The sequence below is a fragment of the Bordetella genomosp. 9 genome, assembly GCF_002261425.1.
Classification (GTDB): Bacteria; Pseudomonadota; Gammaproteobacteria; order Burkholderiales; family Burkholderiaceae_B; genus Bordetella_C.
This window is the reverse complement of record NZ_NEVJ01000003.1, coordinates 899,913-921,963: the sequence shown is the minus strand read 5'-3', so window position 1 is coordinate 921,963 and position 22,051 is coordinate 899,913. Positions and strand designations below refer to the sequence as shown.

Genomic DNA, 22,051 nt, shown 5'->3' with positions numbered 1-22,051 from the left:
ATGTGGAAGGACGCTAGATCTTGGTCAGGTCCAGCGACGATACTGCGAACAGTTCCTCGGGCGCCACCTTGCGCGCCGACAGGCCTTGTTCGTGGTGGTAGCGCGTGAAGGTTTCCAGCACGTGCTTGTTGGCCTCGTAGCCGTAGCTCCAATAGTCCTCGCCCATCAGCTTGCGCGCGTCATCGAATTCGGCCACGCCCCAGGGCAGGCTGTTGAACAGGTGGCCGATCTGGCCCAGTTCGTACATCGCGAATTCCTTGGCCTTGATGAAGGCCTTGAAGATGCTGACCGGCAGCCAGGGATGCTGCTCGACCAGCGACCGGCGCACGCCGATCACGTGCATGGTCGGGAAGATCCCGGTACGCCGGAAATAGTCGGCCTCGGTCTCCCGGTAGTTGGGGAACAGCCGGTCGACATTGGGCGCCCCTTTCAGGAAACAGGAAGGCGCCCGCGCGCTGATCAGGCCGTCCAGCTCGCCGGTTTCCAGCATGCCCGACAACGTCTTGTCGTCGGGAATCTGCTGCAGGTCGATATCGTCGGGCAGCTTGATGGGCGCGCGTTCGCCGCGGCCGGCATCTTCCAGGCCGCCGCGGCGCCAGTGGACCGCGGCCGGCTTCAAGCCGAAGTCATCCTGCAGGATGCCGCGTATCCACACGTTGGCGGTGATCTGGTATTCGGGCAGGCCGATCTTCTTGCCGGCCAGGTCGGCGCCGTTGCGGATGCCGCGGTCCGTGCGGACATACACGCCGGAATGGCGGAACAGCCGCGAGACGAAGGCGGGGATCGCCACGTACTCGTTCTGCCCGCGCGAGGTCATCATGGTGTGGCTGCTCAGGGACATCTCGGTGATGTCGAACTCCTGGAAGCGGAAGGCGCGGTGGAAGGCTTCTTCCGGCTCGACCGGCACGCCGATGATGTCGCAGCCTTCGACAGGCGCGCGACCGTCCAGCACCGCCCGCGTGCGATCGTAGTCGCACACGCCCAGACTCAACTGCAATTTAGCCACGATGGATCTCCAGATACCGAACAGGTGGAAGGGGGGCGGGCGCCGGCTAGCGTAGCGTCTGGCGCGCGCAGTCTTGGATGAAGGCCATGATTTCCCTGCCCAGCCAGTCCTCGCCGGTATTAAAGTGCGCGATGATGGACGTATGGTTGTGGCCGCGCGCATAGGCCATGCGCGGCGACTGGCGCTTGGCGGCGGCCAGCCGGTTCGCCAGCTCCAGGCAGTACAGGTCGATCAGGGGATTCTCGTATTCCGCGTAGGCCACCATGGTGGGCGGGCTGTGCGCGCCGGCATGGGTTACGGCCGATACGTCGTCGTAGCGCGCCGCATCGGTGCCGTAATAGGCTTCGACCTTGCGGGCATTGGGATTCTCGGCGATGTTTTCCGCGCGCACCCGGCCGCTGACGACGATCAGGCCGGCCAGGCCATGGCCGTCCGCCGGCTGGTGCCGGCCGTCGTAGGCATACGACGCCGCGTGCGCCGCGCCGGCCGAATGTCCCATCAGGTAGACCTGCCGCGGGTCGCCGCCGTATCGGCCGATGTTTTCCCGCACCCAGGCGACCGCCCCGGCCACGTCCTGCGTGCCGCTGGGGTAGGTATGCGCGGGCGCCAGGCGGTATTCCATATTGACGCCCACGCAGCCCTGGCGCGCAAAGTAGTACAGCACGTTGGCATAGACTTCCGGGCTGCGGTCGCGATGGCCGTCGACGAATGCGCCGCCGTGCAAAAACAGCACCACAGGGCGCGATCCCGCGTGTCCGGGGGTGTAGATGTCCAGTACCTGGCGTTCGTCCTGGCCGTAGGCCAGGCTGCGCACGACCTCCACCCCGTGCTTGGGCGCGGCCGCCAGGATGGGGCTGTAGGCGTCGACCATGCGGCGCACATTGGCGGCGACGTCCTGGCCCCAGCGCGGGCCGATGTCGGCCAGCAGCTGGCGCAGGGAGTCGGGGATGGGCGGGGCCTGTTCCATGTCAGGCGACCGGCCGGATGCCGATGAACTTCATCTGCGAAAGCTCTTCCATCGCATAGCGCACGCCTTCGCGGCCGAAGCCCGATTGCTTGACGCCGCCAAAGGGGTAGGTGTCCAGCCGGAAGCGGCTGGCTTCGTTGACCCACATCGATCCGACGTCGAAATCGTCGGCGAAGCGCAGCGCCCGCGCGATGTCGCGGGTGAACACCGCACCCTGCAGGCCGAAGGGGGAATCGTTGGCCAGCCGCAGGGCTTCTTCGACATCGGCGGCGCGTTCGACGACGACCAGCGGGCCGAATACCTCGTCGCACCACAGGCTGGCGCGACGCGGGACGTCGACCAGGATGCCCGGGGTGACCATGCAGCCATCCTGGCGCGGTTCCAGCGCATAACGGCCGCCATGGGCGACGGCATCGCGCGCCATGGCCATGACGCGATCGGCCTGGGCCAGGGACACCATGGGGCCCAGGTCGGCCTTGGCATCGTCCGGATCGCCCGCGCGCAGCGCGGCGGCGGCCTTGACGAAATGCGCCAGGAATTCCTCGTACACGCTGGCCGCGACGATGACGCGCTGGGCGGACACGCACTGCTGGCCGCTGGCTTCGAAGCCGGCGGCTGCTATGCGGGTGGCGGCGTCCGCCAGGTCGGCGTCATCCAGCACGACGTTGGCGGCGTTCGAACCCAGTTCGGCGACGAACTTGCGCGCCCCGGCGGCGCGGATCAAGGCTTCGCCAGCACGCGTACCGCCCGTGAAAGTGACCACCGACACTTCCTGCGCGCCCGCCAGGGCCAGGGCAGGCCCGCGGTCGCCGGTCACCACGTTGAACAGTCCCGGGGGCAGGCCCGCCTGGATGAACAGTTCGGCCACCTTGAGCGCGACGCGCGTACCGGCCGGATGCGGCTTGACCACGACCGCGTTGCCCACGGCCAGGGCAGGGGCCACTTTCTGTATGAGCAGGTTGATGGGCGCGTTGAAGGGCGTGATGGCGGCGACCACGCCATAAGGCACCCGCCGCGTCAGGCCGATGCGGCCGGCGCCGGCCTGCGTGACATCGAGCGGCAGGGATTCGCCGCCGAAGGTCTGGGCCTGCGCCACGGTGGCGCGGATGAACTGGGCGGCGCGGCCGACCTCGAAGGTGGCGGCCCGACGCGGCTTGCCGATATCGCGGATGATCAGCGAGACGAGTTCGGCGGCATGGGCCTCGATCGCTTCCGCGGCCTTGGACAGCCAGCTCAGGCGGTCGGCGGCGGGCAGCTTGCGGGCGGCCTGGAAGGCCTGGGCCGCGTCGCCCACGGCGCGCGCGACGACGTCGGCCGGGGCGTCGATCAGGTCGCCGACGGATGACGAATCGATGGGAGAAACGAAGGGCAGGACATCGCCCGCATGGTCCACGCTCGCGCCGTGGATATAACTCTGGATCTTGGCCACCCGAACCCCTTGCCATGTGTCTGGACGCCGCTCGCGGGCGTCTGTCTATGGGCTCGAATGTTTAACTAGTTGGTCAATGATGTCAAGGTGGGAAAGGGATTACCCTAGGGTCTGGAAACCCTTTGTCGTTACAGGAATGCGCCCGCGCGCGATGGCGCCGCCCGGGGAAGTTGCGCCCGGCGCGGATAAGGTGACCAGATAGTCAATAAACCCAGGCGGCGGCCGGCGCCGCCCGCGTTCAGTTCCGCGTGGGGATGAACTCCGGCCGCAGGATGCCGACCAGGTCCTTGTAGGGAATCAGCAGTTCGGGTTCGCCGTAGGAGTAGGGCGCGATCGAATAGGCGTCGTACTTGACCACCATGCCGTCCCGCGTCAGCGCGAAGTTGTCCGTGGGTTCGTAAGGCCACATCTTGTCGTAGGCGGCCGGATCGCGCTTGTAGTCGTCGTTGGTCTTCAGCCAGCGGGCGTGCGCGGCTTTCAGCGCCTCGACGTATTGCGGGCCGCGGCCCGGCAGGATGGCTTCGCCCAGGGCGAGCACCCGTCCCTTGCCGCGCTCCCAATTCATGTATTGCGTGGCCGGGATGGGATGGGCCGCGCCGGTCACGTATTGGCCGGTATGCAGCTCGATGGCGATGATGTCGCCGACCGTATCCTTGACGCTGGCCTTGAACCAGGTCTCGTCGCGCGGCTGGGCCGTCTGGAAGAAATACTGCGCGTATTCGTTCAGCGTTTCGTACTGCCCGCGGCGGTTGCGGTCCAGGCCGGTCATGTAGGCCAGCACGTGGTCAACCAGGGCCGTCAGCTTGGGAATGCCCGGAAAGGCGACGGAGTCGACCTCGATCTTCGGGCATTCGCCACGGCAACCCGGTTTGGTCCTGGTCCATTTCACGCTCTCGACCTTCACGTCGCCGGCATCGGCGGCCGGGGCGTTCGCCGACGCCAGGCTGATGTCCGCGGGGGGCGAACTGCCGCAGGCCGCCAGCAGCGCCAGCGCGCACGCCATCATGCCGCCCGCGGCGCCGCGCGCCGCGCGCGCGGTCCAGGGCCGGACCCGCCTTGCCGGCGTTGCGTTTCGTTGGACGGGGGTGGCGGGACTCGGAAAGGACATCATGGCTCCGGTGGATCTATACGCGGCGGGACGTTTCATGGCACCTGCGTCAGCCAGTCCTGGCTGGCGAAACGCTCGCGGGCCTGGCGGTCGGCTTCGGCGAGTTCGGCGTCGGTGATCGCGCCGGGGCGCAGGCCGTGCCGTTCCTGGAAGACTTGGATCATCCGGTCGATGATCTGTTCCCTGGGCATGCCGGTCTGGGTCAAGAGCGGATCAACGCGCTTCTTCGCGCTGGTCGTGCCTTTATCGGACAGCTTCTCACGCCCGATGCGCAGGACCTGCACCATCTTGTCGGCGTCGATGTCGTACGCCATGGTGACGTGGTGCAGCACCGCCTGCCCGCGCCGCGCCTGGGCCGCGCCGCCGATCTTGCCGCCCTCGGACGTGATGTCGTTCAAGGGCTGGTACCAGGCCTTGATGCCCAGCGACTGCAGCGCTTCCAGCGTCCATTGGTCCAGGAAGGCATAGGACTCCTGAAAGCTCATGCCCTGGACCAGCGACAGCGGCGCGTAGATCGAATACGTGATGGTGTTGCCCGGCTCCACGAACATCGCGCCGCCGCCGCTCACCCGGCGCACGACCTGTACGTCGTGGCGGCGCGCGCCTTCAGGATCCACTTCGTTCTTCAGCGATTGGAAGCGGCCGATCACCACGGCGCGCGCGGCCCATTCCCAGAACCGCAGGGTAGGGGGACGGCGTCCGGCCGCGACCTCGTCGCAGAGCACGGCGTCCAGCGCCATGTGCTGCAGGGGCGTGCGCGGGCCTTCCCGGATCAGCTGCCAATCGTGGTCGCGCCAGTCCGTGCGTGTCATGCCAGCGCCCTCCGTACCGCCACGGCCACCGCTTCCGGCGTGAACCCGAACATTTCCGTGCCGCGTGGCAGGGCCAGCGCCACGGCCAGCGCGATTTCCGCCTCGCTGGCGCCGGCGGACAGACCGGTCAAGGCCCGGTCGATCTCCGCCAGCGCCTCGGGCGGTTCCAGGAAAAAGTCGCCGCTGATGCTGACCTGGGACAGCGCATCGCCGTCGACTTGCACATCGGCCACGACGAGCTTGCCGCCGGGCACCTTGTATTCGCCATGCATGGGAGATTCCTCGCAACGAGCGCCGTCCGCCGTGGCGACGACGCGTGCGTCGATCTTAAGCCATGCCCGGTCTTTACGCTTTGCATGCCCCCGCGCGGCGCGGCCACGGGCGCCAGTTGAGCGTCACGCCCGCCACCGCCAGCAGGATCAGCGAAATCCCCAGCGCCTGCGCCAGGTCCAGGCGCTGGCCGAAGAAGGCGTAGTCGACCAGGATGGCCACCGCGGGATAGATGAACGACAGGGCGGCCAGCATCGACGTGGCCAGCTTCTGGATCGCCGAATAGAGCAGGATGTACATCAGGCAGGTATGCACCACGCCCAGCACCACCAGGCAGGCCCACTGCGAGGGCAGGGTGGGCAGCGCGGAGAAATCGGCCAGCGGCGCCAGCATCACGATGCCCACGACCGCCTGCACCAGGGCCAGCAGATGCGGCGGGACGTGCGCCAGCCGCTTGATGATGATCGCCGTGACGGCGTACAGGGCGCCGGCGCCCAGGCCCAGCGCAAGACCCAGCAAGTGGCCCTGGCGCGGCGTGGCCTGCGCGCTGCCCAGGTCCAGCAGCAGCAACAAGCCGCCGAACGCCACCACCGACCAGGCCACCTTGCCCAGGCCGGGCCGTTCGCCCAGGAAAGCGGCGCCCAGTCCCATCAGGAAGAAAGGCTGAAAGTTATAGACGGCGGTCGACAGCGAAATCGACGCCAGCCGATAGGCCGAAAACAGCAGGACCCAGTTCATCACCAGCGCGGCGGCGGCCGCCACCGCCATCAGCAGGCTCGCGCGGTTGAAATAGCGGCGCGACAGCAGGCCGGCCGCCTGGCAGTAGACCAGCAGCGCCAGCGCGCCGAAGACACAGCGGAAAAACACGACGTTGAAGGGCCCCTGCCCGGAGGCCAGCACGAAGTAGCCCAGCGTGCCGGACATGGTCATCGCCGTGCTCATCTGCACGATACCCATGCGTTCGTTTGGTGTAGCCATGATGGCGATCCTCGGTGAATCGCGCCTGCGATTCGTTAAGCCCTGGGGGCGGCGCCGGCGCGCGGGCTTGCGCGGCAGGCCGCTTCCAAGTAAGTTTCCAGGCAAATTATCCCAGCCGGATCGGCTGATTTACATGGCTGGAAAGCGGGATTTTGCGCGGCAGGGCTGCGTTACGGAGGAAAAAGTGGCGCATTCCCTTAATAATCGAGACGTCGGCCTGGATGCCATCGACAGGCGCCTGATCACCTTGCTTTGCGCCAACGCGCGGGCCTCGGTCGCCGAACTCGCCCGGGCGGTCGGCATGTCCTCTCCCAGCGTGGCCGACCGCCTGCGCCGCATGGAGGAATCCGGCGTCATCCGCGGCTATACGGTGGACGTCGATTCCGAAGCGCTGGGCTACGCGCTGCAGGCCATCGTGCGGGTGCGCCCGATGCCGGGCCAGCTGCGGCACGTGGAAGCCCTGCTGAAGGAAATTCCCGAATTCATCGAGTGCGACAAGGTGACGGGCGAGGATTGCTTCGTCGCCCGGGTGGTGCTGCGGTCCATTACCCAGCTGGACCAGATCCTGGACCGCGTGACGGAATATGCGGAAACCAACACCGCCATCATCAAGGACGCTACCCTGCGCCGCCGGCTGCCGCCCCTGGCGTGACGGCGGCCGCCTACGGCTGGGCCAGCGCGTGCGCGACGGCGAGCAGCCTGGCCTCGGATAGCGGGCGGCCTATCAGCTGCGCGCCGATCGGCATGCCGTTACCGTCCGTGCCGATCGGCACGCTCAGCACCGGCAACCCCAGGTAGTTGAAGGCGCGGGTCAGGCGGGTGATCGCTGCCACCACGCCGAAGACGCGGCCCTTGCCTTCCATGTCGGCTTCCGCACGGGTCGGCACCTGGATCGGGATGGTGGGGCAGACCAGCACGTCGGCCTGCGCCATCGGTCCGGACAGCCATGCTTCCACCAGCTTCGAGCGGGCCAGCAAGGCTTCGGCGTAGCGCACCGCGGGGATGTGCAAGCCGGCCTCGGTGCGCGAATAGACCGCCTGCGAGTAACGCTCCGGCGTGCGGCGCATCCATTCGGCATGGATGGTCGCGCCCTCGACCTTGGCGATCACGTCGCCCATCGCATAGCAGGCCGGCAGGTCGTGGAAGCGGGCGCGGACGGCGGCGCCGAACACGCTCGCGGCGCGCTTCATGAATGCTTCCAGGGCGCCGGCGATGGCGTCGTCATAGGGCTCCAGGCCATCCAGCAGCGCCACGCGGCTGCCGGGTGCGCCGGCCGCGATCGCGGACGCGTAATCGGGCACCGGCGCGTCCACGCTGGTCGGGTCGCCCGCGTCATGTCCGGCCACCGCCTGCAGGATCAGTCCGCAGTCCAGCGCGCTGCGCGCCAGCGGTCCGATGCAGTCCAGCGACCAGGCGCGCGGAAAGCAGCCGCGGCGCGACACCAGGCCGTAGGTGGTCTTGAGTCCGTAGACGCCGTTCATGGATGCGGGCGTGCGGATCGAACCGCCGGTGTCGGACCCCAGCGACCCGTACACGGCGCCGGCGGCGACCGCCACCGCCGATCCGCTCGATGAGCCGCCGGCGACGCGCGTGGGATCGTGTGCATTGCAGCAGTCGCCCCAATGCGGATTCTGGCCGGTCGGGCCCGACACCATCTCGTTCAGGTTCAAGGGGCCCAGGTCGACGGCGCCGGCGGCGTCCAACCGCTGCAGCACCGCGGCGTCGGCCTCGCCCGGCGTATCGGGCAGGACCTTCGAGCCGACCGTCATCGGCAGCCCCGCGCGGGTGTAGCAGTCCTTGTGGGCCAGGGGGATGCCATGCAGCGGGCCGCGCCAGCGGCCCCGCGCCAGCTCGCGGTCGCGTTCGCGCGCCTGTTCCAGCGCGCGCTCCGCCCAGATGGCGATGAAGGGATTCAGCACGGGCTGCACCTCGGCAGCCCGCGCCAGCGCCTGGCGCGTCAAGGCCTCGGCGCTGGTCTCGCCGCGCCGGATCAGCGCCGAGACGTGGGCCAGCGATGCATGGCCCTGGCCGAGCCCAGGAGACGCGGACGGCGACGCTGATGCCGATACGGATGCCGGCGTCGATGCGGATCCCGAGGCAGACGCGGATGCCGGCTCCGGCGCCGCGTCGGCCACGGGACCGGCCGCCATCGCATCGCGCATGCGCATCATCGACCCGGGGTAATCCTGCGGATGCAATCCCGGCGTCAGCCGATCCCGCACACCCTCGCGCACGGCGTCATTCAGCCTCAACACTTCGGCGGCCACCTGGCCAGGATCGGTGCGCGATACGAGCCCGTGCAGCCGGGGTGTCATGGCCGCGACGGCCGCTTCCATTTCCGGCAGGCCATCGCCGCCGGCTTCAACAGTTCGGTTCATGCTTCGATCGCAATCGGGAGATATCCGGGTGATGGCAGGCAGCCCCGCTCATGCCGAGCAGGCCGCCACGATGGCGGGCGCGAGCGCGGCCGGTTTGTCCGCCGGCCCATAGCGCCGGATCGGCAAGCCATCGCGTCCCACCAGGAACTTGGTGAAGTTCCACTTGATGCCCTGCGTGCCGAGCAAGCCCGGCCGTTCCCGCTTCAGCCACCGATACAAGGGGTGGGCGTTCTCGCCATTGACGTCGATCTTGGCGAACAGCGGAAACGTCACGTCATACCGCAGCGAACAGAAGCGCTTGATCTCGGCCTCGTCGCCCGGTTCCTGGTGGCGGAACTGGTCGCAGGGAAAGCCCAGCACCGTGAAGCCCGCGTCGACGTGCTCGCGATAAAGGGCTTCCAGTCCCTCGTACTGCGGCGTGAAACCGCAGCGCGACGCGACGTTGACGATCAATACGACGCGTCCCGCGTACTCGCGCAGCGAACGCTGCGTGCCGTCGATGTCGACGGCGGAAAAATCGGCAAGAGTGGTCATGGCGGCTTCCGGCATCCTCCACAGGGAAGGACGATTGTAGAGGCACCGCAAGGCCTGCCCGGAAAGCGGTATCGTTCCACCCAGGACAAGGAGGGAGCGCCATGACCCCGGCATCGATGACGGACCGTCTGGAAGCCATGCTGGCCTCGGGCCGCGATGACAAGCTGTTGCGATATACCCTGGGCAAGGCCTACGCCGAAGCGGGCGATTTCGACAAGGCCTGCGTACACCTGGAGACCTCGGTCGCCTACGACCCCGACTACTCCGTCGCCTGGAAATGGCTGGGCAAGGCCCGCCTGGGCAAGCAGGACAGCGAGGGCGCGCGCGAAGCGTGGGAGCGCGCCTCCGCCGTCGCCAGCGCGCATGGCGATGCGCAGGTGGTCAAGGAAGTCGCGGTATTCCTACGCCGATTGGACCGGTAGGCACAAGCCGAAGTGTTGGAAGGACGTCACACCAACGACGCCATGCCCGTAGGTTTGAGCTGCAAAACGAAAACAGATGTGACCGCTGCGTCGCCGCGAAAACTTCGATGCCCTGAGGCCGCGGCGCGCGTCGCCGCCACACGGTCAAACCGTGAAACACGCGTCGCCTCGTACCATGTTGACGCTCTGGTTGTCCCGGATTTGTAATGCGCTGGGATAAGTACGGCCAGACGCAATGGGATACTTGATGGATCTACGTCCGCCCTTCTTCAAAGGGGCATCCACCAGTCGCAAGTCGACGCACGGTGCGCTTACTGCTTTATGGCAGTCGGCCGAGATGCCCGAAGAAGCGCTGGGCTATGTCGATTTGCCGGGCGCCGATCCTGTGCTCCCATCTTCGTTCTCGGTCGGCATGGCGGCCCAGTGCAGCATGGCGGCCGCGGCCCTGGCCGCCGGTGAAATCTGGCACATGCGCGGCGGACGCCGTCAGCGGGTGTCGGTGGACATGCGTCACGCCGTGCAGGAAACCCGCGGCTATTTCACGCTGGACGGCGTACAGCAGAATGTCTGGGACAAGATCACCGGCGTCTACCGTTGCGGCGACGGCAACTGGGTGCGCATCCACGCCAATTTCGCACACCACCGCGACGGGGCGCTGGCGCTGCTGGGCTGTCCCACCGGCGCCACCGTCGAGCGACGGGCCGTGGAACGCGCGCTGTCGCGCTGGAGCGCGCTTGAATTCGAAGACGCCGCCGCCGACGCCGGCCTGGTGGTCGCCGCCCTGCGTACCTTCGACGAATGGGACCGCCATCCCCAGGGTATCGCGGTGTCGCAGCTGCCGGTGGTCTCGATCGAACGCATCGGCGATGCGCCGGAACGGCCGCTGCCGCGCTACGGCAACGACCCCCGTCCATTGCAGGATATACGGGTGCTGGACCTGACCCGCATCATCGCCGGGCCGGTGTGCGGACGCACGCTGGCCGCCTACGGCGCCGATGTCATGCTGATGAATTCCCCCGAACTGCCCAACATCAACGCCATCGCCGAAACCAGCCGCGGCAAGTTGTCGGTGCTGGCGGACCTGGAAACCGCGACCGGCCGCATCACCCTGGGCAACCTGCTGCGCAGCGCGCATGTGTTCGTGCAAGGCTACCGGCCCGGCGCGCTGGAATCGCAAGGCTTCGGCGCCGAGGACGTCGCCCGTTTGCGTCCCGGCATCGTGTATGTGTCGCTGTCCGCCTACGGCCATGTCGGGCCCTGGGCGCGACGCCGCGGCTTCGATTCCCTGGTGCAGACGGCCAGCGGTTTCAATCATGCCGAGGCGCAGGCCGCGGAACAGGAAGCGCCGCGGCCCATGCCGGTACAGATATTGGACTACGCCAGCGGCTACCTGATGGCCTTCGGCGCGCAAGCCGCGCTGGCCCGGCAGGCGACGGAAGGCGGCAGCTGGCACGTGCGCGTGTCGCTGGCGCAGACGGCGCGCTGGCTCAGGGGGCTGCCGCGTGTCCCCAACGGTTTCGCCTGCACCATGCCGCAGCTGGATGGTTATCTGGAAGAAACCTCGTCGGGCTTCGGCAAGCTGGTGGCGGTTCGCCACGCGGCGCGCTTTTCGGCGACGCCCGCCAAATGGTCCCGGCCGTCGGTGCCGCCAGGTACCAACGCGACCGTCTGGCCCTTCAGCCAAGGCTGAGCGGCGGGAAGGGCGGATCGACGGATTGCGGCGCCGCATGGTGGCACAGGGATCGTACGCGCAGTAGACTTGCGGCCCGGCGCCTACGGCGCGTCATCCATACAGGTCCCGCCATGTCCACCACCATTTATCACAATCCGCGCTGCGGAACGTCACGTACGGTCCTGGAGATCCTGCTCGAAGCCGGCGTCACGCCGACGATCGTCGAATACCTGAAAACGCCGCCGTCCCGCGATACCTTGAAGTCCATGATCGCGCAGGCCGGGATCGGCGTGCGCGACGCCGTGCGCGCCAAGGAACCGGTCTACCAGGAACTGGGCCTGGACGCGCCGGACGTCGGCGACGAGCGCCTGCTCGACGCGATGATGGAACATCCCATCCTGATCAACCGTCCGTTCGTGGTGACGCCCATGGGCACGCGCCTGTGCCGGCCGGCTGAAGTCGTGCGCGAAATACTGCCTGCCTGATTTAGCGCTGCGCATTCCCACGCCGCCACTGCCGCAGCGCGTCCAGGGTATTGGCGACGTGGTGTTCGGGATTGCTGTCGGTATAGGAATAGATGACCTTGCCGGGCGGCACGATCACATAGGACACGCGCTGCGCCCGCTCGGGGTTGCGGTCGTGCACCGCATCATAGGTCTGCATGATGCGCTGGTTTGCATCGGCCGCCACCGCGAACTTGCTCTGGCAGGCGCTCACGGAAAACCGTTGCAGCACGTCGATGCCGTCGGCCGAGACGCCGACGACGCGCGCGCCCAGCTCACGGTATTGGTCGGTGGCCTCCGCGAAGTCATGGGCTTCCACGGTGCAGCCCGCCGTGAACGCGGCGGGGTAGAAGTAGAGCACCACCGGTCCTTCGCGCAGGGCCTGCGCCATGGAGAACTGGAAGACCTGTCCTCCCATGGCCGCCGATGTCGAAAAGTCGGGCGCCGTGGCGCCGACGGGCAGGGCGCCCCAGGCCACGGGCGCGGCGGCAAGGGCAGCTAGCAGGGACAGCGCGGCAGCGGTTTTTTTCATGGCGACCTCGGGGTTCCGGAAGATGCGTATTATCGCTGCGCCTCGCGTATCTGCTGTTGGCGCGCCTCGCGATGGGCGCTCTGCCGGCCCTGGATCTCGCGTTGCTGCGCATTGTCGTGGCGGGCGATTTCGCGCTGCGCCTGGCGGCTTTGATTCTGCCACTGCTGGCGCGATTGCTGTTGTTCCCGCTGGCGCAGGCTTTCCTGCTGTTGCATCTGCCGCTGCTGCGCCGCGAGCTGCTGCGTCACCGCGCGCTGGTTGCGGTCGTATTCCTGCCGCACCGCCTGCTGCCGCGCGTCGCCCTCGCGCTGGTTGGTCCGCTGCAGTTGCTGGCGATTCTGCTGCTGCTGTTGCTGCTGGCGCAATTGCTGCTGTTGCTGCTGTTGCTGCAACTGCTGCTGGCGGAACTGCTGCTGCTGTTGTTGCTGCTGCAGCTGCTGCTGGCGGAACTGCTGCTGTTGCTGGTCCTGCTGCAACTGCTGCTGACGAAACTGCTGCTGCTGGCGTGTGTCGTTCTGCAGCTGCTGGCGGTACTGATCGCGCTGCGACTGCTGGCGCTGGTCGAGCTGCTGTTGCTGGCGCTGCTGGAATTGCTGCTGTTGCTGTTGCTGGCGCTGCTGCGCCTGCTGTTGCTGCAATTGCTGCTGCTGCCTTTGCTGTTGCTGGCGCAGTTGCTGCTGGTACAGGCTGTCGCCGGGCTGCGGGGGCTGCTGCAGCTGGCGCTGCTGCAGTTGCTGCTGGTCGCCTCGGTTCTGCAGCTGCTGTTGCTGCAACTGCTGCTGCATGCGCAATTGCTGCCGCTGCGTTTCCTGCTGCTGCTGTACCTGTTGCGGATACGTCGGGTAGGAAGGGCTGGTCTGGGCCATGCGCTGCGGATCGCCGGCGCGTTGGCGCAGTTCCTGGCGCTGCATGGCGGCCTGGCGCTCCTGGCCCTGCAGGCGCTGGTCCAACTGGCGCTGTTGCCCTTCCATCTGCCGTACCTGCCCGTTCTTTCCCGGCCACTGGGCACCCGGCCATTTGTTGTCCGCGCTGCCGGCGGGGTGCGCGAAGGCGGCCTGCGGCGGCCGGCCGCGGTTCACGGACATGTACTGCTCGCGGTCGCGGCCGGCGTGGCGGTCCAGGTCGGACTGCGCGCGCAACGGCGGGGTGTGTCTTTCATGCCGCGCCGCCAGTTCGCGCGGATCGGGTCCGCGGCGCAGGCCATTCGGACCGCCGAAGTAGCTCACGCGCGGCCCTTGCGGCGGCGGCAGGGAAACGGGATGGCTGTACACGTAGCGCGACTTGCCCGGCACGATGCGCGTGACTTCCCGGTTGTAGTAGAAGTGGCGGTCGCGCCAATAGCCGCCGACATAGCCGCGGCCCGTATAACCATAGCCGTAGTCGATACCGCCGTAATAGCCTACGTGGGGGCCCCAATAGCCGCCGCGCCAGCGATACACCGGGCCGTCATACACCCAGTACCCGGGCGTCCACAGCGCGCCGACGAAAGGCGCGAGCACCCATACGCCAGGCACCCAGTAGAAACCGTAGGCGTTGCGAGCCCAATACCCCGGCACCCACATATAGCCGTCGCCCGGCGAGGGCGGTTGTTCATAGGCCGGCAAGGGGGGCGGCGGCTCGTTCGAGCTGTCCAGTACCGCCAGATTGGCATCGGCCGGATCGCCACTTGCCACCGTGCCGTCCGCGGCATAGCCCGGGTCACCGCCGCCGTACTGCGCGGGATCCTGGGCAGCCGGGTCCGGCGGCGCGCCGTCATAGGCCGGCGCCGGGGCGCCGGTCGAATACTGCACGGACCCGCCAGGCCCCGCGTCCGCGGGAGCAGGCGACGAATAAGTCGTTTGCGCGCGCAGCGGTGTCAGGCCTGACACGCTGGCCGCGACCAGCAGCGCCCCGATTGCCAGACGCCGGATGCGCGGAGGATAGATCGTATCCATGCCACACCTCCACATCGTTCACGCGTCTCGTCAATAACCGTAGTAATAGTGATAGGGCGCGGGGTAGTAATACACCGGCGCCGGCCGGTGGTAATAGGCCGGGCGCGCCGGCACCACCACACAGCCGCTCAAGGTACTGGTCACCGCCAAGACTGCAAAGAGCTTCTTCATGCCTGACTCCTGTGATGCACCGTGACGCGGTACACGAAGCCAGTGTAGATATGCTGTCTGGGTACGGGCGGCTTTGAAACCGTTTTGAAATGGGCGCGGGGTTACGAATTCCTACGCTGCGTACAGCCTGTGTCGTACAGGGGGTTAAGTGCTTCCAGGCGTGAGCCGGATGACAGGAGTAAATGCAAGACGGCCCCGCGCTGCTTGCGCGAGGCCGTCGAACCGCTATCCCCGGGATGGAGGTGCGAGGCGTCCGTTCAGTTGAAGCGGCCGCCGGCGCCGCCGACGCTGAAGCGTCCGGCGCCCATCAGGGCGATGGCGATGGCCGTGAACAGGTACATGCCTTGCAATTCCAGCTGCCAGCCGCCCTGGCCGTTGAGTTGGAACAGCTGCCCGCTGTGGACCAGCGAGAAAGCCACCAGCATGTTGATGGCGATGATCAGCGCGCCCAGGCGCGTGAAGATGCCGGCGATGATCAGGATGGGCGCAACCACCTCGCCGATGTAGACGAGATACGCGATGAAAGAGGGCAGGCCATGCGCTTGCACCATGCCGAGAATGCCGCCCACGCCGTGGGTCATCTTGAATATGCCGTGCAGCAGGATAAGCACGCCCAGCACCACTCGTAGGATAAGCTTGGCTGCGTCGTCATGTCGGGTCATCGTTTTCTTCTCAAGGTTGGTGTGTGGGAAGGCAATCACCGGCGCCGGTGGCCAAGTCCGCGATGGCTTTCCACCGGGGCGCCGGCACGAGCCCCGCAATTATGGCAAATCTTTCCGTCCGGATCAGCACCGCGGGGCCTACGGCCGGATCAACGTGGATTTTCCAAAAAGGCTCTCCACCAGGTCCACCACGACTTCCGCGGTCTGGTTGCGCATATCCCTGGCCGGATTCAGCTCCATCAGGTCCAGCGACCCCAGGCGGCCGGTGTCGGCGATCATCTCCATGCACAGCTGCGCTTCGCGGTAGGTCGGGCCGCCCAGCACCGGGGTGCCCACCCCCGGCGCGACCACCGGATCGAGGAAATCGGCGTCGAAGCTGACGTGCAGGTGGGTGTCCTCGGTCAGGTCCGCCAGGGCCATTTCCATGGTCTGGCGCATGCCGTTTTCGTCGATATAGCGCATATCGAAGACCTTGATGCCGAGCGCCCGCAGCTGGCGCTTTTCGTCGGCGTCGACGCTGCGGATGCCGATCTGGCGGATGGCGGCGGGGTCGGGCACGGCGGGATGGATGTCCGCCAGCCGGGTCAGTTCGTCGGGGCCGTCGCCGCACAGGCAGGCGATCGGCATGCCGTGGATATTGCCGGTCGGGCTGATCATATGGGTGTTGGCGTCGGCGTGCGCGTCCAGCCACAGCACCATCAGCCGCTTGCCGGCGTCGCGGCAATGTTGCGCGATGGCGCTGATGGAGCCGATCGCCAGGCAATGGTCGCCGCCCAACAGGATGGGAAAGCGGCCGTTGCGCCGCGACGTCAGTACCGCCTGGTAGACCGCGCGATTCCATTGCACGACCTCGTCCAGGTTGCGGATGCCGGCCGGCGCGGCGCTGGCCGGATTCGGCGGTCCGGCCAGGTTGCCGGTGTCGTTGACCTCGAGCGCGTGCCGCGCCAGCGCCTGCTGCAGGCCGGCCACGCGCAAGGCCTCCGGCCCCATCGACGCGCCGCGTATGCTCGCCCCGACATCGGTCGGCGCGCCGATGAGATCGATCGTTTCCTTCATCGTCTGCTCCTGAAACGTCCCGCCCGCGGCTAAGATGCGAAGGGTAACGCCATATCGCCTTTCCGGCAGGACATCGTCATGATCCTAATCGTATACGCCCATCCCTATCCGCGGCATTCCCGCACCAATCGTGCCATGCTCGCGGCGCTGGACGACGTGCCGGAAGTGCGCGTGCGCTCCCTGTACGACCTGTACCCCGATTTCCACATCGACGTGGCGGCCGAACAGGCGGCGTTGGCCGACGCCAGCGTGGTCGTGTGGCAGCACCCCCTGCATTGGTACGGCGCGCCGGCCCTGTTCCGGCAATGGATGGACAGGGTGCTGGAACACGGCTGGGCGTATGGCGTGGACGGCGCCGCCTTGCGCGGCAAGTCCTTGATGTGGGCCGTGACCACGGGCGGGACAGCGGACGATTTCGCGCATTGCGCCGATGCCGACCTGGGCGTGCTGGCCCAACCCCTGCGCAGCGCCGCGGAGCTGTGCGGCATGCAATGGCTGCCGCCCTATGCGGTGCACGGCGCCGTGTCGCTGGACGCCATGGCGCTGGCGACGGTGGCCACGCGCTACCGCGACGTGCTGGCGCGCCACGCGGCCGGCAACCCAGCGACAGACAGGCACGCGGCCAGCCCGGCCAGCCCGGCCATGACGGAGGCCGGACATGGATAAGGCACTCCTGCTGGAGGTCTTGGAATACCTGGCCGCGGCGGTCATCTTCGTGCCGCTGGCGATGCGGGCGCGCATGGGGTCGGTATTGGGGTATCTGATCGCCGGCTGCGTCATTGGGCCGTGGGGCCTGCGCGTGGTGGAGGATCCCGAGCAGATCCTGAGTTTCGCCGAGATCGGCGTGGTCCTGATGCTGTTCCTGATCGGCCTGGAGCTGGACCCCCGGCGCCTGTGGCACATGCGCGTGCCGGTTTTCGGCGGCGGCGCGCTGCAGGTCGGCTTGTGCGGGGCGGCATTGGCGGCCTTCATGGCATGGCTGGGCCTGGCCTGGCCGGTCGCGGCGCTGGTGGGGCTGACCCTGGCGCTGTCGTCGACCGCGGTGGCGATGCAGGCCATGGGCGAACGCAGCCTGCTGCAGACGACCCTGGGCGAACGGTCTTTTTCGGTGCTGTTGTTCCAGGACCTGGCGGCCATTCCGCTGATCGCCATGATTCCCCTGCTGGCGGGGGGCCAGGCCGGCGAAGGCGGCGACAGCATCGGCCTGGCGACGCTGAAGATCATCGCCGCCGTCGCGGTGGCGGTGGTGGTGGGCCGCTACCTGGCGCGGCCGCTGCTGCGCTTCGTGGCCCGTTCCGGCCTGCGCGAAGTCTTCAGCGCGGTGGCGCTGCTGCTGGTGATCGGCGTGGGCGAACTGATGGAACATGCCGGTCTGTCGATGGCCATGGGGGCCTTCCTGGCGGGCGTGCTGCTGGCCAGCTCCGAATACCGTCACGCGCTGGAAAGCGATATCCAGCCGTTCAAGGGGCTGTTGCTGGGCCTGTTCTTCATGGGCGTGGGCATGTCGATAGACTTCGGCACGCTGCTGCAGCGTCCGCTGATGATACTGGGTGTGCTCGCGGGCTTCCTGGTGTTGAAGTTCGCGGTGCTTTACGTGCTGGGCCGCCTGTTCGGCGCGCAGCGCGGCCGTTGCCTGATGTTCGCCACCTTGCTGGGGCAGGGCAGCGAATTCGCCTTCGTGGTGTTTTCGACGGCGCGCGCGGCCGACGTGCTGCCCGAGGACTGGTCGCGGGTGCTGACCCTGGTGGTGGCGCTGTCGATGGCGGCGACGCCGGTGATCCTGGCGCTGCTGGACGTGCTGGAGCGCCGCCAGCCCAAGAGCACGCGGGCCACCGACGAGATCGAGGACGACGGGGCGCGCGTCATCATCGCCGGCTTCGGCAGGTTCGGGCAGATCGCCGGGCGCCTGCTGCTTGCCAATGGCGTCAAGGTCGTGATCCTGGACCACGATCCGGACAACATCGATACGGTCCGCAAGTTCGGCACCAAGGTGTTCTATGGGGACGCCACGCGGTCGGACCTGCTGGAAACGGCGGGCGCGGCGCGGGCGGAAGTCATCGTCAACGCCATCGACAGCGTTTCCGACAGCCTGCGCCTGGTCGATGTGGTGCAGCGCGACTTTCCCAATCTGCGCGTGGTCGCGCGGGCGCGCGATGCCGTGCATTACTTCCAGCTGCGCAAGCGCGGCGTCGATATGGTCGAGCGGGAATTGTTCGAATCGTCGCTGCTGGCCGGCCGGCGGGCACTGGAGGCCCTCGGGATGGGCGCCTACGAGGCCAAGGAAGTGGCGGACGCCTTCCGCATCAACAACATCGCCATGCTGGAAGAAACGGCGCCCCGGTTCGAGGACGACGGCTTCCGCATCACGGTCGCCCGGCGTGCGCAGGATACGCTGGAAAAATCGATCTCGCGCGACCGCGAATTGTCGCGGGTGGCGCACCGGGTGCCGTGGGGCGGCGAAGCCGAGCCGCCACCGCGGGAGCAGGATCAGGCTGCCTGAGGGGGCCAGGCCGCCCGTGCATGAGCCGTGCGGCGGCCGCACCGGCCAGAGCAGGAACGCGCGGCGTGTCCCGCCGCGCGCGGACTTCAGAACCCGACCGCGCGGGGGCGGGCTGCTTCAGATGTGGGCTTCAGGGGCTTCAGAGGCTTCAGGTGCCCTGGATCCGCTTGCCGCTTTCCTGGTCGAACCAATGCAGGGGGTGGCGGCCGTCCGGGCCGATGTTCATCTGGTCGCCGGGCTTGATGGTCGCTTCCTGCAGCTGCCGCGTGGTGCAACGCACGACGATGTCCGCGTCGCCGCAACGGCCGTGGACCAGTTGCTCGGATCCCAGCGTTTCCACCATTTCGATCTCGACGCGCATGCCGGGCGCGTTCAGCACCATATGTTCCGGACGCACGCCCAGGATCAGGCTGCGTCCGCGCACCGCCGAAGGCACGTCGGTGGGCGCGATCGCCAGGTCCAGGCCGGCGGAGGTCTTCATCGTACCGTCGCCCTGCACGTTCACCGGCACCAGATTCATCGGCGGCGATCCGATAAAGCCCGCCACGAAAGTGGAAGCAGGGCGCTCGAACACCTCCATCGGCGTACCGATCTGTTCCGGCACGCCCTTGTTCATGACGATCATGCGGTGGGCCAGCGTCATCGCTTCCACCTGGTCGTGGGTCACGTACAGGCTGGTGGTGCCCAGGCGCCGGTGCAGCTTCAGCAGCTCGAGGCGCATGGCCACGCGCAGCTTGGCGTCCAGGTTGGACAGCGGCTCGTCGAACAGGAACACCTTGGGTTCGCGCACGATCGCGCGGCCCATCGCCACGCGCTGGCGCTGGCCGCCGGACAGCTGGCGCGGCCGCCGTTCCAGCAGATGGCCCAGCTCGAGGATCTGCGCGGCGGCTTCGACGCGCCGGCGGATCTCGTCCTTGGACATCTTGCGGATCTTCAGCCCGTACGCCATGTTCTGGAACACGCTCATGTGCGGGTACAGGGCGTAGTTCTGGAACACCATCGCGATATCGCGCTCGGCCGGCTCCAGGTTGTTCACCGTCTGCCCGTCGATCTGGATTTCGCCGCTGGTCACGGTTTCCAGCCCCGCCACCATCCGCATCAGCGTGGACTTGCCGCAGCCGGACGGCCCGACGATGACGACGAACTCGCCATCGGCGATATCCACGTCGATGCCGTGGATCACCGGGATGTTGCCGGCGTAGGTTTTCTTGACGTTGCGAAAGCTTAGAGTAGCCATGTGAAGAGTCGGTGAGTTGCGGCGGCGATCACTTTTCAGTGTCCACGAGGCCCTTGACGAACCACTTCTGCATCAGGATCACGACAAGCGCGGGCGGGAGCATCGCCAGCATGGCCGTGGCCATGGTGATGTTCCATTCGGTGACGCTGTCGCCCCCGCTGACCATGCGCTTGATGCCGATCACGATGGGGTACATATCTTCCTGCGTCGTGATCAGCAGCGGCCACAGGTATTGGTTCCAGCCGTAGATGAACTGGATGACGAACAGCGCGGCGATGCTGGTGCGCGACAGCGGCAGCAGCACGTCGCGGAAAAAGCGCAGCGGGCCGGCGCCGTCGATGCGCGCGGCTTCCACCAGTTCGTCCGGCACGGTCAGGAAGAACTGGCGGAACAGGAAGGTGGCGGTGGCGGACGCGATCAGCGGCAGGGTCAGGCCGGCGTAGCTGTTCAGCAGGCCCAGGTCGGCGACGACCTTGTAGGTCGGGGCGATACGGACTTCCACCGGCAGCATCAGCGTGACGAAGATCATCCAGAAGAAGAACATGCGCCCGCGGAAGCGGAAGTAGACCACCGCGAAGGCGGACAGCAGCGAAATGAAGATCTTGCCGATGGAGATGGTCAGCGCCATCACCAGGCTGACCCACAGCATGCGGCCCACCGGCGTGCCGCTGGAGCCTCCGCCGGAGCCGGCGAACAGCGCCTGCAGGTAGTTCTCGACGAAATGCGAGCCGGGCAGCAGCGACATGGGCGCGTTGGCCACTTCCTGCGCCGTCTGGGTGGAGGCGACGAAGGTGACGTACAGCGGAAAAGCGACCACGGCCACGCCGCAGAGCAGTATCACGTGGGCCAGGATATCCAGCCAGGGTCGGCGCTCAACCATAAAGCCTCTGTGTCAGTACTGGACCTTGCGGTCGATGTAGCGGAATTGGATGACGGTCAACGCCACGACGATGACCATCAGCACGACCGATTGGGCGGCGGACGAACCCAGGTCCAGGCCGCGGAAGCCATCGCTGTACACCTTGTAGACCAGGATCGCGGTGGACGTGCCGGGCCCACCTTGCGTCGTCGTGTCGATGACCGCGAAGGTGTCGAAGAAGGCATAGATGACGTTGACCACCAGCAGGAAGAAGGTGGTCGGCGACAGCAGCGGGAAGACGATGCTCCAGAAGCGGCGCGCGGGGCCGGCGCCATCGATCGCCGCGGCTTCGATCAGCGAGCGCGGGATGGATTGCAGTCCGGCCAGGAAGAACAGGAAGTTGTAGGAGATCTGCTTCCACACCGACGCGATCAGCACCAGCGTCATGGCCTCGGTGCCGTTCAGCCGGGGATTCCAGGCGACGCCCATCCTGTTGAGCGCGACGGCCAGGATGCCGACCGCGGGCGAGAACAGGAACAGCCACAGCACGCCCACCACGGCGGGCGCCACGGCGTAGGGCCAGATGAGCAGGGTCTTGTAGAGTCCGGAGGCCTTGATGACGCGATCGGCCATGACGGCCAGCAGCAGGGACACCGACAGGCCGACCACCGCGACCAGGATCGAGAACACCGCGGTGACCTTGAACGAATCGATGTACGTGGCCTGGCTGAACAGGTCCTTGAAATTGGACAGGCCGGCAAAGGTGGAAGACAGCCCGAAGGGGTCTTCGACATGCAGCGATTGCCACATCGCCTGCCCGGCGGGCAGGAAGAAGAACACTACCGTGATCACGAGCTGCGGCAAGAGCAGCAGGTAGGGCAGTAGCTTATGGCCGAAGACGACGCGTTTTTCCATGTTTGCCAGCGCATGCGCGCGGGATCGCCGCGGACGCATCAAAAACGTGAAACATTTCAGGCGGGGCGATTCCCGGAGGAATCGCCGGCGGACTAGCCTTCATTGG

General features: G+C 67.1%; 23 protein-coding genes. 6 read left to right on the top strand and 17 right to left on the bottom strand.

Annotated features, from left to right (window positions below; genetic code table 11):
- Positions 1–13 precede the first annotated feature (13 nt).
- The 7 genes from CAL26_RS15305 to CAL26_RS15280 form a co-directional block, all read right to left on the bottom strand.
- The gene (locus tag CAL26_RS15305) at positions 14–1,009 is read right to left on the bottom strand and encodes a 4,5-dihydroxyphthalate decarboxylase (RefSeq protein ID WP_094849895.1); all 996 of its coding nucleotides are present in this window, start codon (positions 1,007–1,009) and stop codon (positions 14–16) included.
- A gap of 43 nt (positions 1,010–1,052) precedes the next feature.
- Complete coding sequence (locus CAL26_RS15300; RefSeq protein ID WP_094847731.1) at positions 1,053–1,973, bottom strand: alpha/beta hydrolase; 921 nt, start codon at positions 1,971–1,973, stop codon at positions 1,053–1,055.
- 1 nt (position 1,974) lies between these two features.
- Positions 1,975–3,402 (bottom strand): aldehyde dehydrogenase family protein, encoded by a 1,428-nt coding sequence (locus CAL26_RS15295; protein ID WP_094847730.1) that lies wholly within the window; start codon positions 3,400–3,402, stop codon positions 1,975–1,977.
- Between the two features lie 238 nt (positions 3,403–3,640).
- Positions 3,641–4,408, bottom strand: coding sequence for an RsiV family protein (locus CAL26_RS15290; protein WP_094847729.1), 768 nt, complete (start codon positions 4,406–4,408; stop codon positions 3,641–3,643).
- A 137-nt stretch (positions 4,409–4,545) separates the two neighbouring features.
- Positions 4,546–5,322: a lipoate--protein ligase family protein gene (locus CAL26_RS15285; protein ID WP_179283372.1), complete on the bottom strand. Its 777-nt coding sequence runs from the start codon at positions 5,320–5,322 to the stop codon at positions 4,546–4,548.
- Positions 5,319–5,594 carry a biotin--protein ligase gene (locus tag CAL26_RS28355; RefSeq protein ID WP_179283371.1) on the bottom strand — a complete coding sequence of 92 codons (276 nt, stop codon included), beginning with the start codon at positions 5,592–5,594 and terminating at the stop codon, positions 5,319–5,321. Before CAL26_RS28355 ends, CAL26_RS15285 begins: the two co-directional genes overlap by 4 nt.
- A 73-nt stretch (positions 5,595–5,667) precedes the next feature.
- Positions 5,668–6,570: a DMT family transporter gene (locus CAL26_RS15280; protein ID WP_094847728.1), complete on the bottom strand. Its 903-nt coding sequence runs from the start codon at positions 6,568–6,570 to the stop codon at positions 5,668–5,670.
- Positions 6,571–6,754: 184 nt separating this feature from the next.
- Between CAL26_RS15280 and CAL26_RS15275 the strand changes: the two genes are divergently transcribed.
- Entirely contained in the window at positions 6,755–7,222 is a 468-nt protein-coding gene (locus CAL26_RS15275) for an Lrp/AsnC family transcriptional regulator (RefSeq protein WP_256988452.1), read from the top strand.
- 10 nt (positions 7,223–7,232) lie between these two features.
- Here CAL26_RS15275 and CAL26_RS15270 read toward each other — a convergent pair whose 3' ends face one another.
- Positions 7,233–8,948, bottom strand: coding sequence for an amidase (locus CAL26_RS15270; RefSeq protein WP_094847726.1), 1,716 nt, complete (start codon positions 8,946–8,948; stop codon positions 7,233–7,235).
- Between the two features lie 48 nt (positions 8,949–8,996).
- On the bottom strand, positions 8,997–9,482 hold the full coding sequence (locus CAL26_RS15265) for a glutathione peroxidase (protein ID WP_094849894.1): 486 nt from the start codon (positions 9,480–9,482) through the stop codon (positions 8,997–8,999).
- A 101-nt stretch (positions 9,483–9,583) separates the two neighbouring features.
- Here CAL26_RS15265 and CAL26_RS15260 point away from each other — a divergent pair, with 101 nt between their 5' ends.
- From CAL26_RS15260 to arsC, 3 genes are all read left to right on the top strand, one after another.
- A complete protein-coding gene (locus CAL26_RS15260) occupies positions 9,584–9,904 on the top strand; it encodes a tetratricopeptide repeat protein (protein WP_094847725.1) in 321 nt (106 codons plus the stop codon).
- A 235-nt stretch (positions 9,905–10,139) separates the two neighbouring features.
- Positions 10,140–11,594, top strand: a complete 1,455-nt coding sequence (locus CAL26_RS15255) for a CoA transferase (protein WP_094847724.1) — start codon at positions 10,140–10,142, stop codon at positions 11,592–11,594.
- 113 nt (positions 11,595–11,707) lie between these two features.
- Complete coding sequence (gene arsC / locus CAL26_RS15250) at positions 11,708–12,061, top strand: arsenate reductase (glutaredoxin) (RefSeq protein WP_094847723.1); 354 nt, start codon at positions 11,708–11,710, stop codon at positions 12,059–12,061.
- A gap of 1 nt (position 12,062) precedes the next feature.
- Here arsC and CAL26_RS15245 read toward each other — a convergent pair whose 3' ends face one another.
- The 5 genes from CAL26_RS15245 to rocF form a co-directional block, all read right to left on the bottom strand.
- Positions 12,063–12,611: a peroxiredoxin gene (locus CAL26_RS15245; protein WP_094847722.1), complete on the bottom strand. Its 549-nt coding sequence runs from the start codon at positions 12,609–12,611 to the stop codon at positions 12,063–12,065.
- 29 nt (positions 12,612–12,640) lie between these two features.
- Positions 12,641–14,545 (bottom strand): YXWGXW repeat-containing protein, encoded by a 1,905-nt coding sequence (locus CAL26_RS28475; RefSeq protein ID WP_218831556.1) that lies wholly within the window; start codon positions 14,543–14,545, stop codon positions 12,641–12,643.
- A gap of 30 nt (positions 14,546–14,575) precedes the next feature.
- The gene (locus CAL26_RS28350) at positions 14,576–14,716 is read right to left on the bottom strand and encodes a hypothetical protein (protein WP_179283369.1); all 141 of its coding nucleotides are present in this window, start codon (positions 14,714–14,716) and stop codon (positions 14,576–14,578) included.
- A gap of 257 nt (positions 14,717–14,973) precedes the next feature.
- Positions 14,974–15,378 (bottom strand): DoxX family protein, encoded by a 405-nt coding sequence (locus CAL26_RS15230; protein WP_094847721.1) that lies wholly within the window; start codon positions 15,376–15,378, stop codon positions 14,974–14,976.
- Between the two features lie 138 nt (positions 15,379–15,516).
- Positions 15,517–16,434 carry an arginase gene (gene rocF, locus CAL26_RS15225; protein WP_094847720.1) on the bottom strand — a complete coding sequence of 306 codons (918 nt, stop codon included), beginning with the start codon at positions 16,432–16,434 and terminating at the stop codon, positions 15,517–15,519.
- Positions 16,435–16,512: 78 nt separating this feature from the next.
- Between rocF and kefF the strand changes: the two genes are divergently transcribed.
- Positions 16,513–17,100, top strand: a complete 588-nt coding sequence (gene kefF, locus CAL26_RS15220) for a glutathione-regulated potassium-efflux system oxidoreductase KefF (protein WP_094847719.1) — start codon at positions 16,513–16,515, stop codon at positions 17,098–17,100.
- Positions 17,093–18,934, top strand: coding sequence for a glutathione-regulated potassium-efflux system protein KefC (gene kefC, locus CAL26_RS15215; RefSeq protein WP_094847718.1), 1,842 nt, complete (start codon positions 17,093–17,095; stop codon positions 18,932–18,934). The genes kefF and kefC overlap by 8 nt, the downstream gene beginning before the upstream one ends.
- A gap of 148 nt (positions 18,935–19,082) precedes the next feature.
- Here the strand turns inward: kefC and CAL26_RS15210 are convergent, their stop codons facing one another.
- Genes CAL26_RS15210 through ugpA form a run of 3 tightly spaced genes read right to left on the bottom strand, consistent with a single transcriptional unit; the run spans position 19,083 to position 21,945 of the window.
- Positions 19,083–20,171, bottom strand: coding sequence for a sn-glycerol-3-phosphate import ATP-binding protein UgpC (locus tag CAL26_RS15210; protein ID WP_094847717.1), 1,089 nt, complete (start codon positions 20,169–20,171; stop codon positions 19,083–19,085).
- Positions 20,172–20,199: 28 nt separating this feature from the next.
- Positions 20,200–21,051 carry a sn-glycerol-3-phosphate ABC transporter permease UgpE gene (gene ugpE / locus CAL26_RS15205; RefSeq protein ID WP_094847716.1) on the bottom strand — a complete coding sequence of 284 codons (852 nt, stop codon included), beginning with the start codon at positions 21,049–21,051 and terminating at the stop codon, positions 20,200–20,202.
- Between the two features lie 12 nt (positions 21,052–21,063).
- The gene (ugpA, locus tag CAL26_RS15200; protein ID WP_094849893.1) at positions 21,064–21,945 is read right to left on the bottom strand and encodes a sn-glycerol-3-phosphate ABC transporter permease UgpA; all 882 of its coding nucleotides are present in this window, start codon (positions 21,943–21,945) and stop codon (positions 21,064–21,066) included.
- Positions 21,946–22,051: the final 106 nt, after the last annotated feature.